The sequence below is a fragment of the Acidovorax sp. genome (assembly GCF_016783915.1).
GTDB lineage: Bacteria > Pseudomonadota > Gammaproteobacteria > Burkholderiales > Burkholderiaceae_C > Acidovorax.
This window is the reverse complement of sequence record NZ_JADHVT010000022.1, coordinates 16,182-32,315: the sequence shown is the minus strand read 5'-3', so window position 1 is coordinate 32,315 and position 16,134 is coordinate 16,182. Positions and strand designations below refer to the sequence as shown.

General features: G+C 64.4%; 15 protein-coding genes and 1 riboswitch. Of the genes, 2 read left to right on the top strand and 13 right to left on the bottom strand.

Features of this window, described 5'->3' with window-relative positions:
- Positions 1-36: 36 nt before the first annotated feature.
- The 3 genes from ISS20_RS06930 to ISS20_RS06920 form a co-directional block, all read right to left on the bottom strand.
- Positions 37-756, bottom strand: a complete 720-nt coding sequence (locus tag ISS20_RS06930; RefSeq protein ID WP_100410718.1) for a Crp/Fnr family transcriptional regulator — start codon at positions 754-756, stop codon at positions 37-39.
- 183 nt (positions 757-939) lie between these two features.
- The gene (locus ISS20_RS06925; protein ID WP_291435047.1) at positions 940-1,719 is read right to left on the bottom strand and encodes an oxepin-CoA hydrolase, alternative type; all 780 of its coding nucleotides are present in this window, start codon (positions 1,717-1,719) and stop codon (positions 940-942) included.
- Between the two features lie 36 nt (positions 1,720-1,755).
- Positions 1,756-3,279: a 3-hydroxyacyl-CoA dehydrogenase gene (locus tag ISS20_RS06920; RefSeq protein ID WP_291435045.1), complete on the bottom strand. Its 1,524-nt coding sequence runs from the start codon at positions 3,277-3,279 to the stop codon at positions 1,756-1,758.
- A 166-nt stretch (positions 3,280-3,445) separates the two neighbouring features.
- Between ISS20_RS06920 and ISS20_RS06915 the strand changes: the two genes are divergently transcribed.
- Positions 3,446-5,527 carry a hypothetical protein gene (locus tag ISS20_RS06915; protein WP_366827773.1) on the top strand — a complete coding sequence of 694 codons (2,082 nt, stop codon included), beginning with the start codon at positions 3,446-3,448 and terminating at the stop codon, positions 5,525-5,527.
- Positions 5,528-5,648: 121 nt separating this feature from the next.
- On the opposite strand, the gene ISS20_RS06910 is transcribed toward ISS20_RS06915, so the two are convergent.
- From ISS20_RS06910 to ISS20_RS06895, 4 genes are read right to left on the bottom strand one after another with little or no spacing between them, the layout of a single operon-like run.
- Positions 5,649-6,545 (bottom strand): thiamine phosphate synthase, encoded by an 897-nt coding sequence (locus ISS20_RS06910; protein ID WP_291435076.1) that lies wholly within the window; start codon positions 6,543-6,545, stop codon positions 5,649-5,651.
- Positions 6,538-7,347, bottom strand: coding sequence for a thiazole synthase (locus ISS20_RS06905; protein ID WP_291435041.1), 810 nt, complete (start codon positions 7,345-7,347; stop codon positions 6,538-6,540). Before ISS20_RS06905 ends, ISS20_RS06910 begins: the two co-directional genes overlap by 8 nt.
- 19 nt (positions 7,348-7,366) lie before the next feature.
- Positions 7,367-7,564, bottom strand: coding sequence for a sulfur carrier protein ThiS (gene thiS / locus ISS20_RS06900; protein WP_291435039.1), 198 nt, complete (start codon positions 7,562-7,564; stop codon positions 7,367-7,369).
- Positions 7,561-8,694, bottom strand: a complete 1,134-nt coding sequence (locus ISS20_RS06895; RefSeq protein ID WP_291435037.1) for an FAD-dependent oxidoreductase — start codon at positions 8,692-8,694, stop codon at positions 7,561-7,563. The genes thiS and ISS20_RS06895 overlap by 4 nt, the downstream gene beginning before the upstream one ends.
- Positions 8,695-8,745: 51 nt before the next feature.
- A riboswitch (TPP riboswitch) is annotated at positions 8,746-8,891 on the bottom strand.
- 68 nt (positions 8,892-8,959) lie between these two features.
- On the opposite strand from ISS20_RS06895, the gene thiD reads away from it, so the two are divergent.
- The gene (thiD, locus tag ISS20_RS06890; RefSeq protein WP_291435035.1) at positions 8,960-9,811 is read left to right on the top strand and encodes a bifunctional hydroxymethylpyrimidine kinase/phosphomethylpyrimidine kinase; all 852 of its coding nucleotides are present in this window, start codon (positions 8,960-8,962) and stop codon (positions 9,809-9,811) included.
- A gap of 81 nt (positions 9,812-9,892) precedes the next feature.
- Here thiD and ISS20_RS06885 read toward each other — a convergent pair whose 3' ends face one another.
- From ISS20_RS06885 to cysD, 6 genes are all read right to left on the bottom strand, one after another.
- Positions 9,893-11,173, bottom strand: a complete 1,281-nt coding sequence (locus tag ISS20_RS06885) for a cytosine permease (RefSeq protein WP_291435032.1) — start codon at positions 11,171-11,173, stop codon at positions 9,893-9,895.
- A 397-nt stretch (positions 11,174-11,570) separates the two neighbouring features.
- The gene (locus ISS20_RS06880; protein ID WP_156401052.1) at positions 11,571-11,921 is read right to left on the bottom strand and encodes a hypothetical protein; all 351 of its coding nucleotides are present in this window, start codon (positions 11,919-11,921) and stop codon (positions 11,571-11,573) included.
- Positions 11,922-12,172: 251 nt separating this feature from the next.
- Positions 12,173-13,219 (bottom strand): NAD(P)/FAD-dependent oxidoreductase, encoded by a 1,047-nt coding sequence (locus tag ISS20_RS06875; RefSeq protein WP_291435028.1) that lies wholly within the window; start codon positions 13,217-13,219, stop codon positions 12,173-12,175.
- A gap of 124 nt (positions 13,220-13,343) precedes the next feature.
- On the bottom strand, positions 13,344-13,673 hold the full coding sequence (gene fdxA, locus ISS20_RS06870) for a ferredoxin FdxA (RefSeq protein WP_055393870.1): 330 nt from the start codon (positions 13,671-13,673) through the stop codon (positions 13,344-13,346).
- 114 nt (positions 13,674-13,787) lie between these two features.
- A complete protein-coding gene (locus ISS20_RS06865) occupies positions 13,788-15,152 on the bottom strand; it encodes a GTP-binding protein (protein WP_291435025.1) in 1,365 nt (454 codons plus the stop codon).
- Positions 15,152-16,120 carry a sulfate adenylyltransferase subunit CysD gene (gene cysD / locus ISS20_RS06860; protein ID WP_291435024.1) on the bottom strand — a complete coding sequence of 323 codons (969 nt, stop codon included), beginning with the start codon at positions 16,118-16,120 and terminating at the stop codon, positions 15,152-15,154. Before cysD ends, ISS20_RS06865 begins: the two co-directional genes overlap by 1 nt.
- Positions 16,121-16,134: the final 14 nt, after the last annotated feature.

Below are 16,134 nucleotides of genomic sequence, written 5' to 3'. Positions count from 1 at the left end.
ATGAATGTTCGGGCAGTCAGTGGTTGTGTAAGTGGGTCAGTTGTCGGTTTCGGCGATGCGCATCAGTGCTTCGCGGTCACGCACGACCAGGCCGCCCGGCTCGATGCGGATGGCGTCCTCGCGTTCCATGGCCTTGAGCTCCTGGTTCACTCGCTGGCGCGAGGCGCCCAGCAGTTGTGCCAGTTCTTCCTGTGCCAGTTGCAGACCGATGCGCATCTCGCTGCCGTCCGACAGGCTGGGAATACCGTAGCTGCGAACTAGATGCACCAACTGCTTGGCCAGCCGCGCGCGCAGGGGCAGGGTGTTGAGGTCTTCCACCAGGCCGTACAGCTGGCGAATGCGCCTCGCATGCAGGCGCAGCATGGCTTCGTAAAACTCGGTGTGCGCTGCAAGAATTTTCTTGAAGTCGGCCTTGGCCACGCACAGGATGGTGGTGTCGCCATGTGCATAGGCGTCGTGCGTGCGCCGGTCCCCGTCGAAGATCGCCACGTCGCCGAACCAAATGCCCGGCTCCACATACGTCAGCGTGATCTGCTTGCCCGAGATGGAGGTGGAGCTCACCCGTACCGCACCACGCGCGCACGCAATCCACTCCTCGGGCGGGTCGCCGCGTGCGGCAATGAGGCCGCCGTCCTTGAAGCGTTTGACATATGCACATCGGAGGATGTCGTGGCGTAGCGAAGGTGAAAGGGATGAAAACCAGCGACCGGAGTTGATCGCTTCACGTTCTTCGATAGTAAGAATCGGGTCGTCCATGGCCTGTCTTTTGGGTGACTAGAAACAGGCCCATTGTCGCGTCAGGGACCTGCGCAATGCGTCAGGGTTGTCACCTGCGTGTCTGCCCGTAGGCCAAAAGAAAACCCCCGGCGCTAGGTGGCAGCGTGCCGGGGGTTGTTGGGCCTGTGAAAGGGGATCTCTGCAGGCGTCTGCCGCGCAGTGCTACTCGTAGCGGGGCACACGCTTTTCAAGGAACGCAGAGATGCCCGCCTCGCCGTTGGCGTGGTGCAGGTTCTTGACGAAGTGGTCGCGCTCATGGGCCAGGTGGTGCGTGAGCTGGGCATGGGGGGCTTCGTTCAGCAGCTCCTTGATGCTGGCCAGCGCATTGGGTGCACGGGTATTGAGCTGCTCGGCCAGCGCCAGGGCTGTGTCGAGTGCGTTGCCTGCTTCGGCAATGCGGTTGACCAAGCCCAGTGCGTGCAGGCGTTCTGCGCCGATGCGGTCACCACACATGAGGATCTCGGTGGCAATCTGGCGAGGCAGGGCCTGGGCCAGGCTCCAGCTGGCCCCACCATCGGGCGACAGTGCCACGTTGCTGTAGGCCATCACAAACACGGCATTGCGGGCCGCCACGATGAAGTCGCAGGCCAGCGCCAGCGAAAACCCTGCACCAGCCGCAGCTCCCTCCACGGCCGCAATCACCGGCTTGGGGTAGGTGCGGATGGTCTCGATCCAGTTGTGCAGGCCTTCGATGCTTTGTGCCTGCACCTCTGGCGCTTGCTGGCGGTTGGCCAGCAGGCGCTGCAGATTGCCGCCCGAGCAGAACATGCCATCGGCGCCCGTGATGACTACGCTGCGGATGTCGGGGCTGCTCTCGGCCACGCCCAGCGCCTCCACGCCCGCTGCATACATCACCGGGTCGATGGCATTGCGCCGCTCGGGGTTGCGAAGGGTCAGGATAAGGGTCTGGCCCTGACTGGTGCTCTGGAGTTCTGCGGGCATGGTGGTCTTCAGTGAGGTGGCCGTGGTGCTTGGCGATCAGTCTTCTTCGACATGGCTCAGGCTCAGGCCAATCGCACCCCGTCGGCGCAGCCATGGGCTGGGGCGGTAGCGTGTGTCGCCATACACGGTCTGCATGTTGAACAACACCTCCAGGATGTTGGTGGGGCCCCAGCGGTCGCCCATGGCCAACGGGCCCAATGGGTAGCCCAGGCCCAGGGTCACAGCGGTTTCCAGGTCCTTGGGGGAGCAGATGCGTTGCTGGCAGATGTCGCTGGCGATGTTGACGATGGTGGCCACCACACGCTGCGTGACAAAGCCGCCGCTGTCGCGGATCACGCTCACGGCCTTGCCGTCGCGGGCAAACAGCGCATGCGCTGCGTTGCGGATGTCCACGCGGGTGGCGGGGTTGGTGGCCAGCACGCGGCGCTTGGTCGCGGCGTCATCGATGAGCATGTCGATGCCGATGGTGCGCGCCGGGTCCAGGCGCTCCACAACCGCCACGGTGGTGATGTCAAACCCCAGCGGCGCGACCAGCGTGATGGCCTGGGGCGAGGGCGACTGGCCGGTTTCGATGGCGGCGCCCAGGTCCTTGAGCAGCTGGTACAGCTCCGCGCGGCGCGCGGCACGGGGCGAAACCCACACGGGGGGAATCTCTGCCACCACAGGCGGCGGCGCCTCTGCCGGTATCTGCGCCACGCCGTCCACGTAGCGGTAAAAGCCTTCGCCCGCCTTCTTGCCCACCACGCCGCCTGCCAGGCGCTGCGCGGTGATCACACTGGGGCGAAAGCGCGGCTCGTCGTAGTACTGGCGGTAGATGGATTCCATCACCGGGTGGGAGACGTCCAGCGCCGTCAGGTCCATCAATTCAAAGGGGCCGAGCTTGAAGCCGACCTGGTCGCGCAGGATGCGGTCGATGGTGGCGAAGTCGGCCACGCCTTCGCCCACGATGCGCAGGGCCTCTGTGCCAAAGCCGCGCCCGGCGTGGTTCACGATGAAGCCGGGGGTGTCTTGTGCCTGAACGGGGGTGTGTCCCATTTCCCTGGCATATGCGGCCAGCGCAGTGCAGATCGCTGGATCTGTCTTGAGGCCCGCAATCACCTCCACCACCTTCATCAGCGGAACAGGGTTGAAGAAATGGAACCCAGCCAAGCGTTCTGGTCGCTTGAGTGCTGCACCAATGGCTGTCACGGACAGGGAGGACGTGTTGGTGGCCAGCACTGCATCGGCGCGCACAACCCCTTCGAGTTCGACGAAGAGGGCTTGTTTTGCGTCCAGCCGTTCTACGATGGCTTCCACCACCAGGTCGCAGGCCACCAGGTCAGCCGCTGTCTTGACGGGGTGCAGCCGTGCAGTCAGCGCGCCGGCCTGCTCCGCATCAATCCGGCCTTTGGCGACCAGCTTGTCCCATTGCTCCTGCAGGGCGGTCAGGGCGGCATCGGCCGCTCCGGGGTTTGCGTCCAGCAGAAAAACCTGGCTGCCAGCCTGTGCAGCAATTTGCGCGATGCCCCGGCCCATGGCGCCGGTGCCCACGATGGCGATGTTGGGAAACTGAATTTTCATAGCGGCATTATGGCTCTGGCCTTATCTGGGACTTATGTGCAAGAATCCTCTGGACCGAAAAACAGAATTGATTGTGAAAATCCGTAACACCATTTTTGGACCAGGATTGTGGGCGCTTGCGGCCGGTGCTTCGGCGCTGTCCCTGGGCAATGGTAGTGGTACGGTCGTGTTGGGCGCACCTGTCGACCTGTCTTTCGAGTTGCAGCCCGACCCTGGAACGGATGTCGCCTCTTCTTGCGTCACGGCCAAGCTGGTGGCGGGCGACAACGTCATCAGTGACAACAAGGTGCGCGTAGTCCCCTTGCCCGAGGTGCGTGGGCGCCCTTCGGGGGTCCGCGTGCTGGCCTCTGTGTCGCTGGATGAACCGGTGCTCACCGTTACCCTTTCCGCAGGCTGCAATGGCAAAACCACACGCAGCTACACGTTCCTCTCTGATTTGCCAACGACCGTTACCCGGTCAGCCTCTGCATCGCCGGTGGATTTGGCGCGGCTTCCAGCCGTAACCTCTGGCGCTGCCGACGCATCCACAGCTGCGGCTGGCATGACGCAGGTCACCAGGCCCGGAGACAAGGTGTCCGCTGCTGCAAAGGCAGTACGAATGCCCGCTGCAGGCAACCGCACACCGGATTCTGCAACTGCCGCGCGGCCTCCAACGCGTGTAGGCACTGCGGCACCCGGCAAGTCGGTGGTGGCCGCTGCACCCGCCGCACGCTCCCGTCTGGTGGTTGAGCCCCTGGATACCTGGTTGGACAGCCCTGTGGCGTTGCGCTCCACAGCACAGTTGCCCACGGCGCCGTCCGAGGACATGTCCGCCCTGCGCGCCCAGTCCGCCGCGCTGTGGAAGTCCCTGAACGCACAGCCGGAAGATTTGCAAAAGGACGGCGATCGGCTGAAGGCGCTGGAATCGGACGCCGCCGCGCTGCGTGCCCAGGCCGCCAAAGACCGTGCTGCCGCCGGCCAGTTGCAGCAGCAGCTGGATCTGATGGAGCAGGAGCGCTTTCCCGCGACGGTGGTGTACGCCCTGGGAGGTTTGCTGGTCCTGGCGTTGGCGGGCGTGGCATGGATGTGGTCGCGGGTGCGCAGCGCCTCTGACAAAGCGGTGCGGTCGTGGCGCGATTCCGTGGCCTTGGGCGCGCGTGCCGATGCAGCATCGGCGCATGACGAGGTAGTCGGTCTCACGCCCCATCCCGGCGACACCTGGCTGCCGTCAGAAACCCAGCCTCACGCCGTCGCCGCGAACCCCGAGTCTGGCGCCGCGCCCCTCCACAAGGCGGCCCCGGCGACGGTGGAACCCCGCTTTGTAGCGACCAGCCCGGCAGCAAGCGCTCCCGCTCCCTTACAGGCCAAGTCCGTATCTGCGCCAACAGCGGCCTCAGTGGTGCCCCACATCGTCAACCCCGAAGAGCTGTTTGACATCCAGCAGCAGGCCGAATTTTTTGTCTCTGTAGGCGAGCACCAACAGGCGATAGAAGTTCTGAAGAATCACATCGCCGAGCATCGCGAGACTTCTCCGCTGGCCTACCTGGAGCTATTGCGGCTGTACCACACGCTCAGCCGCGTGGATGAGTTTGCGCAACTGCGCACGCAGTTCATGCAGTCATTCAACGCTCAAGTGCCAGAGTTTGTGGGGTTTCAACGCACGGGCCGCATGCTGTACCACTACACCGATGCGCTTGCCGAGATCGAGGCCGAGTGGACGACGCCTGAGGTGCTGGGTTTGCTGGAGAAGTTTCTGTTCCGTCGCACAGGTGCCGAGGCGGTGGAGCCGTTTGATCTGGCCGCCTATGACGATCTGTTGCTGCTGTTAGCGATTGCACAGACCACGCCCGCCAGCGCGCGTGGTGCTGCGCCGCCGCGCAAGCGGACGACGCCGCTGGCACCGCCCCGGTCCGACACCCTGGTGGCCCCTTCAGGTCCCGCAGCTACGCCGCTGCACGACGACCTTCCGCTCGATTCGCTGGCAGCCAGCCTGGAGTTCGAATTCGCGATGAAGGCTCAGCAGGAGACAGAGCCTGCGCCCTCTGCCGCAGTCGCCTCCAATCCTCCTACGGCCATTGGCGAGGATACGCTGGGTATTCCGCTCGACCTGGACCTGTCGGACCCGCCACACCTCACGCTGAGCGATTTGCCCCCGGTGCCCGTGACATCGCCGCCGCCAGCGGGTCAGCCCGTCGGCTTTGGCATGGAGAACGATCTCATGGAGCTGCGCCTCGAGCTGGAGCAAATGAAGAAAACCGACCGCAAGTAAACCTGCCGTCTGGCGGTTTTCCAGCCAGCGCTGCGTCTTTCTGAGCGGTGGCTATCTATACTTGCAAAGCCATCAGCGCATCAGCGCATCAGCGCATCAGCGCATCAGCGCATCAGCGCCATCAGCGCATCAGCGCCATCAGCTGCGCGGCCGATGTTTCAGGGTTGTGCGCATTGACCAAGGCCCGTACCACGGCCACAGAACCCACGCCGGTACCCAGTACGGCGGGGAACTGTTCGGCACTGATCCCTCCGATAGCCACTTGAGGGTAGTGGCGCATCAGCCGCGCATACACCCCCAGCCTGCCCACGCCCTGGGGTGCGGTGGCCATTTTTTTCAATGTTGTGGGGAACACGGCACCCATGGCGATATAGCTGGGTCCCACGGCATCGGCACGCACCATTTCGGCATACCCATGGGTACTCACCCCCAGGCGCAACCCCGAGCGGTGGAGCGTCTGCAGTTCCTGGGCGGTGAGTGCATCCAGGTCTTCCTGGCCCAGATGGATGCCGTAGGCGCCTGCTTCGATGGCGTCCCGCCAGTGGTCATTGATGAACAACAGTGCGCCCGTGCCTTGCACCGCAGCGACGGCGGCGTTGATTTCGGTCCGGATGGCATGGGCATCGTCCGACTTGAAGCGCAGTTGCACAGTGGGCACCCCCGTGCGTGCCATACGGCCCACCCACTGGGCGTCGGGCATTACGGCATACAGACCCAGATGCTGTGGGCAGGCGGCAAACTGCTGGGCGCGGGGAAGGTTCTGCAGGCCAAAGTCCTGGGGCTCGTCCGGCCATTGGTCGGGCTGTGCACTGCCAGTGCGAAGTGCGCGAGCCTGCCAGGCGCGGGCCAGGCATTCGGCGTCGTGGGCAACAAAGCCCAACGCACTGCAGGCCTGCAATGCAGCCAGGTAGGTGGGGTCTTGTGATGTGGGGGTAGGCACCGGCTCGGGCGCAAACCCGGCAAAGGTACCTGCGTGGTACGAAACGATGGCTTGCGCCAGGGCAGTGATATCACGCATGGGCATGGTGCCAGAACGGTGTGCCCAGCACGGGCGTGCTGGGCTGGGCGGCATCTTGCGCTGACATGGCGCCTGCCACGCGCGCGGCACGCCCCGCATTCACTGCGTCCGCGAACGCGCCAGCCATTGCCACAGGGTCTTGTGCCAGTGCCACGGCGGTGTTCAGCAACACGCCGTCGTAGCCCCATTCCATCACCTGGCAGGCGTGCGAAGGCAGACCCAGGCCGGCATCCACCAGCATGGGTACATCCAGGCGCTCGCGCAGCGTCTGCAGGGCGTAGGGGTTGACGGGACCACGCCCCGTGCCAATGGGCGCGGCCCAGGGCATCACGGCCTGGCAGCCCACGTCCACCAGGCGCTGGCACAGCACCAGGTCTTCGGTGCAGTAGGGCAGCACCTGAAAGCCGTCTTTGATGAGGTGTTCGGCTACGCCCACCAGATTCAGCGTGTCTGGCTGCAGGGTGTAGTCGTCGCCAATCAGTTCCAGCTTGATCCAGGGGGTGTTGAATACCTCGCGTGCCATTTGCGCGGTAGTGATGGCTTCTTGTGCGCTATGGCACCCAGCGGTGTTGGGCAGTACGGGCACATTGAGCTTGCGCAGCAGTTCCCAGAAGCTGCTGCCGCTCTCGGCAGGGTTGCTGCCCTGGCGGCGCAGGGAGGCGGTGACCATGGCGGGCCGGGCGCGCAATACAGCGGCTTCGAGCACGGCGGGTGAGGGATAGCGCGAGGTGCCCAGCAACAGGCGGCTGTGGAAGGTCTGGCCGTACAGGACCAGGGCGTCGGGGCTTGAAGACTGTGTCATGGCGAAGGAAGAAAGAGGCTCAGCCGCCCGTCACGGGAGAGATGACCTCCACGCGATCACCGTGTTGCAGGGGGTGTACGGCGTAGCGGGTGTTGGGCACAAAAGTGGTGTTCACTGCCACGGCAAACGGGGGCCGCGCTTCGATGGCGGCCACGGCATCGGCCACGGTGGAGCCTTCGGGCAGTTCGTGCGGGACTTGGTTGATCGAGATGTTCATGCAAATGCGGGGGCTGCAACGCCGGTCGGGGTTGGAGCGGTGGTCTCCAATTCCACCCGGAGGTCAAAACGTTTGGACAGTGCCGATTGTCCAGTGTTCAGCACCTCCAAGGTCACATCCAGCATTGCGGGTGAGATCATGAAGCCGTGGCGGTACAAGCCATTGATCTCCAGAACGCCCGGGCGGGTCTGGCGGATGGCGGGCAGGTTGTCGGGCAACGTCGGCCGGCACTGCGTGGCCAGCTCCAGAATACGGCCCTCGGCAAAGCCGGGGTGCACCGCATAGGCGGCGCTCAGCAGTTCGAGGGTGGAGCGTACGCTGGCGGGGGACCGGTCGTCGGACTCGATCTCGGTGGCGCCAATCACGAACAGATGGTCTTCTTTCGGCGCAATGTAGATGGGGTAGCGTGGGTGCACCAGCCGCGTAGGGCGCTGCAGTGTCACGTCCGGCGCATGGATGCGGGCCACTTCGCCGCGCACGCCGCGCAAGGCGCTCCACTGGCCCCTGGCGCCCAGGCCCCGGCAGTCAAGCACCCACTCGGGGTGGCCAGGTGCGCCCGGCGTGAAGGCCTCGGGCGACTGGGGCGTGTGCCAGTGCGTGCGCACTGCCAGCCGCTCCATCTCCACCACCAGTGCCGCCAGCAACTGGCGGTTGTCCAGCTGGCCTTCGCCGGGCAGGTAAAGGCCCTGGGCAAAGCGGTGCGCCAGCGACGGCTCCACCTGGCCCAATGCATCGCTGTCGAGCTTTTGCAGGGCAGGCAACTCGGGCAGGGTGCACTGGTTGGTTTCGAGCTGGCGGGTGAAGCGCTGGGCTTCAGCCGCGTCCTGGCGGTGCCACACGATCAGCGTGCCAGCCTGCTGAAAAAACACGGGCTCTGACAGTGCGCCCAGCAACTCGGGCCAGCGGGTCAGCGCATGGTGGCCCATGCGCACCACGCCGGGTTCGGTGATCGCGGACTCTGCCAGTGGGGCGAGCATGGCCGCTGCCACGGTGGCGGCCGAGTTTTCTGCTGCGGGGCTGCCCGCGTCATAGATGTCCACACGGTGCCCCAGGCGCGCCAGTTCCACGGCCAGCAGACGGCCCATGAGGCCTGCGCCCAGGACGGCAAAGGAAGAAGGTTGAAGTGACATAGCTCCGTCGGTGTGTCCGTGTAGTGGCATGCAGCCATGGACAAAACGGGGGCACCGTTGGTGGAAACTCCCCACGCCAGCATGACCTGGATCGGGTAGCGGGGCTGCTGCGTTGGCCGCAGTGCACAGGGTTCTGCGCTGGCCCCAGGGTATTTCTCAGTCGCACACCCTATGGTGGGACACCCCTGTTTCGTCCTGAAAATGAATTACAGCACAACCCCCGGTGACGCTGCCTTGACCTGGCGCATAGGCCATAATTTTTGCCATGACTTCACAGACCTCTTTGCCCTCAACGGGCCGCCGCTATGCACGCGTGCTTTCCATTGCCGGGTCTGACAGTGGCGGCGGCGCGGGCATCCAGGCCGACCTCAAGACCTTCAGTGCCCTGGGCTGCTACGGCATGACCGCCATCACCGCCATCACGGCCCAGAACACCTGTGGGGTGACGGGTATCCATGGCATTCCGCCCGAGATGCTCAGGGCCCAGATCGACGCTGTGGTGCAGGACATCGGCGTGGATGCCGTCAAGATTGGCATGCTGCACTCGCCAGAAGTGGTGCGTGTGGTGGCCGACGCCATTCGTTCCTATCAGCTGCCGCATGTGGTGCTGGACCCAGTGATGGTGGCCACCAGTGGCGATCGTCTGATTGCCCAGGAGACGGTGGCGGTGCTGGTGAACGAGCTGTTCCCGCTGGCCGAAGTGGTCACGCCCAACCTGGACGAGGCCGGGTGGCTGCTGGGGCGCAGCATCGAGGGCGTGGAGGCGCTGGAGCTTGCCGCGCAAGACCTGCTGCGCCTGGGCGCCCGTGCCGCGTTGCTCAAGGGCGGACACTTGCCGGGCGACTGGGTGGTGGATGTGCTGGCCGTGCAGGGCGAAGCGCAGGGATACCGGCTGCAGTCACCACGCATTGCCACCCACAACGGGCATGGCACGGGGTGCACCCTGTCGTCTGCGATTGCCGCCCACTTGGCTCTGGGCCTGCCGCTGCAGCAGGCGGTGGAGCAGGCTCGGGCCTACATCCTTGGGGCCATTGCTGCAGGGGCAGACGTCACCACCGGGCGCGGCCACGGCCCCCTCAACCACGGCTATGCGCCTGTGGCGCAGCGGGTGCTCTAGCCGGCGGTTTGGGCTGTTTTGGGGCTCAAGCGCTAGTCAATCAAGCGCTAAATGCTCATTTTTTGATAGTGTTTTGACAGTTCACCGGGCGCGAGGCCGTGTGGCCCATGCCAGCGCAAAGCTGAACACCAGCGCTGGCAGGGCAGATCCTGCATCGGGCAGCACCTTGGGCGCCAAGTGGTAGACCGCAATACCTGCCAGCCAGATCGCCACGGGTACACCGTTGATCTTGCGCGCCGTGGTCAGCAGCGCGGCAGCATCGGCGCCAAACGCCAGTCGGCCCAGGATCACGCCAAACAGTGGCACGAACACCGAGCTGAGCAGCAGCAAAAATGGCTCCAGGCTGTGCATGGGCAGCACAAGGGCCAGCCCCGTGCACAGCGCGGCCACCAGCAGGCCCCAAGCGCGCACGCCCCAGCGCGGCAACAGGCTGTGGGCCGACACGGCGCCCGAATAGGTGTCGCCATAGGCGTTGTCCACCTCGTCGATCAAGATCAGCGAGAGCGCGATCAGCCCGCCTTGCGCAAGCAGCAGCGCCTGCACCAAATCCTTGCTGGGCAAGGTCAGCGCCACCAACACGCCCAGCGTGTAGCACCACATGTTGGCCAGCGCATAGCCCAGCCAGGTGCCACGCAATGCGGAGCCGCCATTCTTGCCATGGCGCGCGTAGTCGGCCACCAGGGGCAGCCACGAGATCGGCATGGCGATCACCAGGTCCAGCGCGGGCAGCACGCCCATGCCGCCTTCGCCCTTGCGCGTCCACAGGGCTTCAAAACCTTGCGTTTGTGCCAGCGACAAGAACTGCCACGACAGCCACAGCAGCGACAGCACCACCAGCGGCAGCGCCACGCGAGCAATCAGCTTGCGCACCAGCTGTACCATCGATCCGCTGATGAGCAGCATCACCACGCCGCCCCACAGCAGCGTGGCCAGCACGGGCCAGTGCGCGCCAGCCATGCTGCCCGACTGCTGGCCGATGGCCACCGTAGCGTCGCGCATCACCACCAGCTCGAACGTGCCCCAGCCCACCAGCTGCACGATGTTCAGGATGATGGGCAGGCTGGCAAATGTGCGGCCATAGACAGCATGCATCAGGCCCGCACTGGCCAAGCCGCTGTCGCAGCCCAGCTTGGCCACCCAGCCCAGAAGGCCCGCGCCCACGATGGAGCCCGCGACGATGGCAATCAGTGCCTCCTGGGTGCCCAGTGCAGGCATCAGGTAGGCGCCCACCTGCATGACCAGCAGGCCCACACCCAGGCTGAACCAGAGTGAGGCGTGGTCGTGCCACTGGAAGACACGGCGGTCAGGGGAGACAGGGGCCAGCGCTTCGTTGGTGGCGTGCGTGGCAGGCAATGAGGACATGAAATGGCTCCGTAAGCAGACACAGAGCAGGGGCCGCCCGCCGGTGCACCCTTACGTCTTCAGGGTCGTGCCGTTGCGGACTTGCTTCCCTGCGCGAGGATGATCTCAAGCCTGCAAAGTAAAACAATGCAGGCAACAGGTTCGAAGGGTTTGATCTCAGCCCAGCAACGGATTTATTGCAGGACACCCCCAGCGATATGTTTGGATTCTAGTTAAACAGGGTTGACTGAGGTCAACGAGCTGTTTCGCAAGTGGCGTAGTGCACCTGCTTCATGGGGGTGAATGGCGTCTTGAGGCCGCGGTGACTGTCTGTAGCGGGCCCAAAAGAGACATCGCGGATTCCTCAAGCCCGACGTTGATGGCAAAGTATTAAACGCGTTGCATTTCACCTTTGGCATCAGCCCTGCTGCGATTTGCCAGATTCATTCGCGCGCAGTGTTCTCCTCATTAAGAACCCCAGAGCCGCACTCAGCAGGCCGAACGCACCGAAGCCGTACACGCCTGCCTGCCAGAGGTTGCTGTGCGCGCTCTTAAACGCAGCAGTGTTCCCGCGAATCCATCCAGCAAGCCAATCGAGATACTCTAATTGCTTTGCATCAAAGCTCATGCGTACAACGAATGTTCTTTCGATTTCATCAATCGCGGACTCTGTGCTGACCTTGTCGAAAGGAATTTGTAGAAAGCAATAGGCGCACAGGCATAAAGCTGCTACTGAAAGAATAAAGTGGGCGACTACAAATTTGCGCATCTTGAGGAGTCAATTGGGGCTTTTTACCTTAGCGTGTCGGTCCCGAGTTCATAGGTTGCAAATGTCGACTTCTGGCCGACAACGGACATGCTTCCTTGTTTTTCAATCCTGACGGCGGCTGATCTCAATCAGGTTCAAAGGGACTCTCTCAGTCGATGCTGGCAGACCAGTTTCGACACCCCTAGCGGTAGCACTTGCGAAAAGCAGTGCGCTGCGGATTGTAGTGGTGTGTATAGCCGCTGCGCGCCCGTTCAGGCGGCAGAGGCGGCGGGCGCCACGCCCAGCAACTGGTGCAGGCGCGGGCTGGTGGTGGTGTACTGCAGCGCCACCTTGTCGCCCTTCAATGCCTCGGCCGCGCCAAAGGCGGCCAGCGTGGCCTCGTGGAAGCCGCACAGGATGAGCTTGCGTTTGCCGGGGTAGGTGTTGATGTCGCCCACGGCGTAGACGCCCGGCACGCTGGTGCGGAAGGCTTCCGTGTCCACCACCAGTTGTTTGCGGTCCATGGCTAGGCCCCAATCGGCAATGGGGCCCAGGCGGGGCGAAATGCCCAGCACGGCAAGCAGCAGGTCCAGCGCCAGGGCGCGGCTGCTGCCATCGGCGTCCACCACCTGCAAGGCGCTTAGCCGGTTGCCGTCTGTCACGATGCCGGTGATCTGCGCTGCCTCCACGTGGATGCGCCCAGCGTCACGCAATTGCTGCAGGCGCTGCAGCAGGGTGTCGGGGGCCTGGAACACGTCGCGGCGGTGCAGCAGGCTGACGCGAGCGGCTTGTCCCTGTTCGGCCAGTTCCACGGCACGGGCCACAGCAGGCTCGTCCCCGCCGTGCACGACCACATGGCGCCCGGTCACATCTGCAGTGGTGGGCAGGGCCTGGTAGTGGACCTGGGTGCCCACAAAACGCTCAATGCCTTCCACCTTGAGCGTGCGCGGCACAAAGGCGCCTACGCCTGCGGCAATGAACACACTGCGGGCCAGCAGTTGTGCTCCCTGCGAGGTTTCGATCAGCAGGCGCCCGTCGGCGTGTACCGTCAGTGCGGATACCAGCGTGTTCAGGTGCCACTGGGTCTTGAACGGCGCAATCTGCTTGAGCAGCAGGTCTGCCAGTTCCCGCCCGGTGCACACCGGGATGCCCGGAATGTCGTAGATGGGTTTGTCGCCGTACAGCTCGACGCACTGGCCGCCCGCATGGGGCAGGGCGTCGATGAGGTGGGCGGTGATGCCTTGCAGGCCCAGCTGGAAGACCTGGAACAGGCCCACGGGACCCGCGCCGATGACTACGGCGTCGGTTTCTTGAATCATGCCCAAGCCACGCGCGCAGCGCCCGAAACTGGCGCTGCCAAAGAACTGTGCCACCGTGGAACTGGCTTTGCCAGGCCACTGGTGGCGTCCCCCTTGGGGGATGGCGCGAAGCGACTCAGGGGGGTCACTTGACTAGTTCGTTGACCTTGCCCGGCTTGCCGTTCCATTCGTCGGCGTCGGGCAGCGCGGGCTTGCGCTTGGTGATGCTCTTCCAGCCGTCGGCAAAGGCCAGGTCGGCGTTGAGCTTGATGAAAGCAATCTGGTCGGCCGGCAGGTCTTCTTCGGCAAAGATGGCGTTGGCCGGGCATTCGGGGATGCAGACGGCGCAGTCGATGCATTCATCGGGGTCGATGACAAGCATGTTCGGGCCTTCGCGGAAGCAGTCCACGGGGCACACGTCCACACAATCGGTGTACTTGCACTTGATGCAGTTTTCGGAAACGACGTGGGTCATGACAGGAGTTGTGTGGGTCGGTGAAAACCCTCGATTTTAGAAGCTTTCACCGGCCTTGGGGGAGAGGGCCCCTCTCTCAGGAGGGGTGTCAGGGCGTTCAGGTGTTGATGGGGATCAGTTCACAAGCACGGCACCGGCCGTTTTGTGGCTAGCGGTGTCCACCAGAATCAGAGATCCCAGGACGCGGGCCTGGCTGAATGCTGCGGCGGGAATCGCTTCTTGCAGCAGCAGGTCCACATGGCCAATGGCGTTGGGGTCGAGTTGCGTGGCGGCCTCTTCGGCCAGCGTGTTGATGTTGAGCTTGTGCACCACGGCCTTGACCTTGGCCTTGACCCAGCGGTGGCCGTGCAGCGCCCAGTACACGCGGCCAGCCACCAGGGGCTCGTCGTCCATCCAGGCCACGGTGGTGCGCAGCTCGCGGCTGGCAGGCCATGCGGGCACGCTGGCGGGCGTGTCGAAGTCGTCCTCGGCGGGGGCAGCGACAGCAGGCGCGGCCAGGATCCAGTCGCCACGCGAGACATCCACCTCGCGGTCCAGGATGATGCCGGCGCTGGTGCCGGCGGGCACGTCCTTGGGGCGACGGGCGTGGTCCAGCACTTGCGCCACGGTGGCCAGTTGGCCGCTGGGGAAGATCTGCACCGCCGTGCCGGGCGCAAAACTGCCCGCAGCCACGCGGCCCCAGAACACACGGCGGCCTTGCGAGGTGTCGGAGGACGACGAGAACTTCTCGACCCACTGCACCGGGAAGGCCGGTGCCAGCGCTGTGTCTGCGGGGGTGTTGGGCAGTGCTTCCAGCACCTGCAGCAGCGTGGGGCCGTCATAGCCGCACCAGCCCGCGTGGGCGTCCACCACGTTCCAACCCTTGAGGGCCGACACCGGCACCATGGCGCGCACGGTGATGCCAGCCGCTTGGGCAAAGGATTGCAACGCGCCCTGGATGTGCTGCCACGCCAGCGCGGGGTCTTCCACCGCGTCGAGCTTGTTCACGGCAAACACCAGCGAGTGCAAGCGCAGCAGGTGGGCCAGCAGGCTGTGGCGGCGGGTTTGGGGCAGCAGGGCCAGGCCGGGGTTCTTCCAGTCGAGCTTGGTGGCATCGACCAGCACCACGGCGGCGTCGGCGCTGCTGGCGGCCGTCACCATGTTGCGGGTGTACTGCTCATGGCCGGGCGCATCGCCGATGATGAACTTGCGCTCTTCGGTGGCGAAGTAGCGGTAGGCCACGTCGATGGTGATGCCCTGTTCTCGCTCGGCGCTCAGGCCGTCGGTCAGCAGGGCCAGGTCGGTCTCGCCCTGGCGCTGCACCCCGGCCAGGTGGTCTTGCAGCACGGCCTTGCTGTCCACCAGCAGGCGGCCGATCAGCGTGCTCTTGCCGTCATCGACGGAACCGCAAGTGATGAACTTGAGGGCGGAGATATGGTCATTTTGGCTGGTAGCGCTAGTGTTATTTGCGCCAGTTGCTATTGAATTGATAGCGGTCATCAGAAATACCCGTCCTTCTTGCGCTTCTCCATCGAAGCATCCGATGTCTTGTCGTCCATGCGGGTGGCGCCGCGCTCGCTCACGTCGGCGGCCAAGGTCTCGATGACGATCTCGGCCGGGGTGGCGGCGGTGCTCTCCACCGGTGCGGTACACGTGATGTCGCCCACGGTGCGAAAGCGCACATCGCGCGTTTCCACCACGTCGCCGTCGCGCGGCGGGGTCAGCTCGGTGACGGGCATCAGCAAGCCCTTGCGGTCCACCACCTGGCGCTTGTGCGTGTAGTAAATGCTGGGCAGGGCGATCTGCTCGCGGTCGATGTACTGCCACACATCGAGTTCGGTCCAGTTGCTGATGGGGAACACGCGGAAGTGTTCGCCGGGCTGCAGGCGGGTGTTGAACAGCGTCCACAGCTCAGGCCGCTGGGCCTTGGGCTGCCATTGGCCAAAGCTGTCGCGGTGGCTGAAGATGCGCTCTTTGGCGCGGGCTTTTTCTTCGTCGCGGCGGGCGCCGCCGATCAGGGCGTCAAAGCGGAATTCTTCAATCGCTTCGAGCAGCGTGACGGACTGGTGCACATTGCGTGATTCGCCGGGGTGGGCCAGGCGCACGGTGCCGCGTGCCATCGAATCCTCGACGCTACGGACGATGAGTTCGGCGCCCAGTTCCTTTGCCCGGAAGTCGCGGAAGTCCGTGACCTCGGGGAAGTTGTGGCCCGTGTCGATCATGAGCAGCGGGTAGGGAATGCCGCCGCCGCTGGCCTTGGAGCCAAAGGCTTTTTCGGCGCACTTGAGCATGACGAGTGAATCCTTGCCGCCCGAAAACAGCAGCGCGGGGCGTTCAAAGGCGGCAGCGACTTCGCGCAGGATGAAGATGGTTTCTTCCTCCAGGGCGTCGAGGTGCGAATTGTTCAGGTGATAGCTCATGTCGTCGGTTTTCTTCTCAAGCAGCGTGGCGTCGGTGCGGGCATTCATGGCGTTTCTCGGCA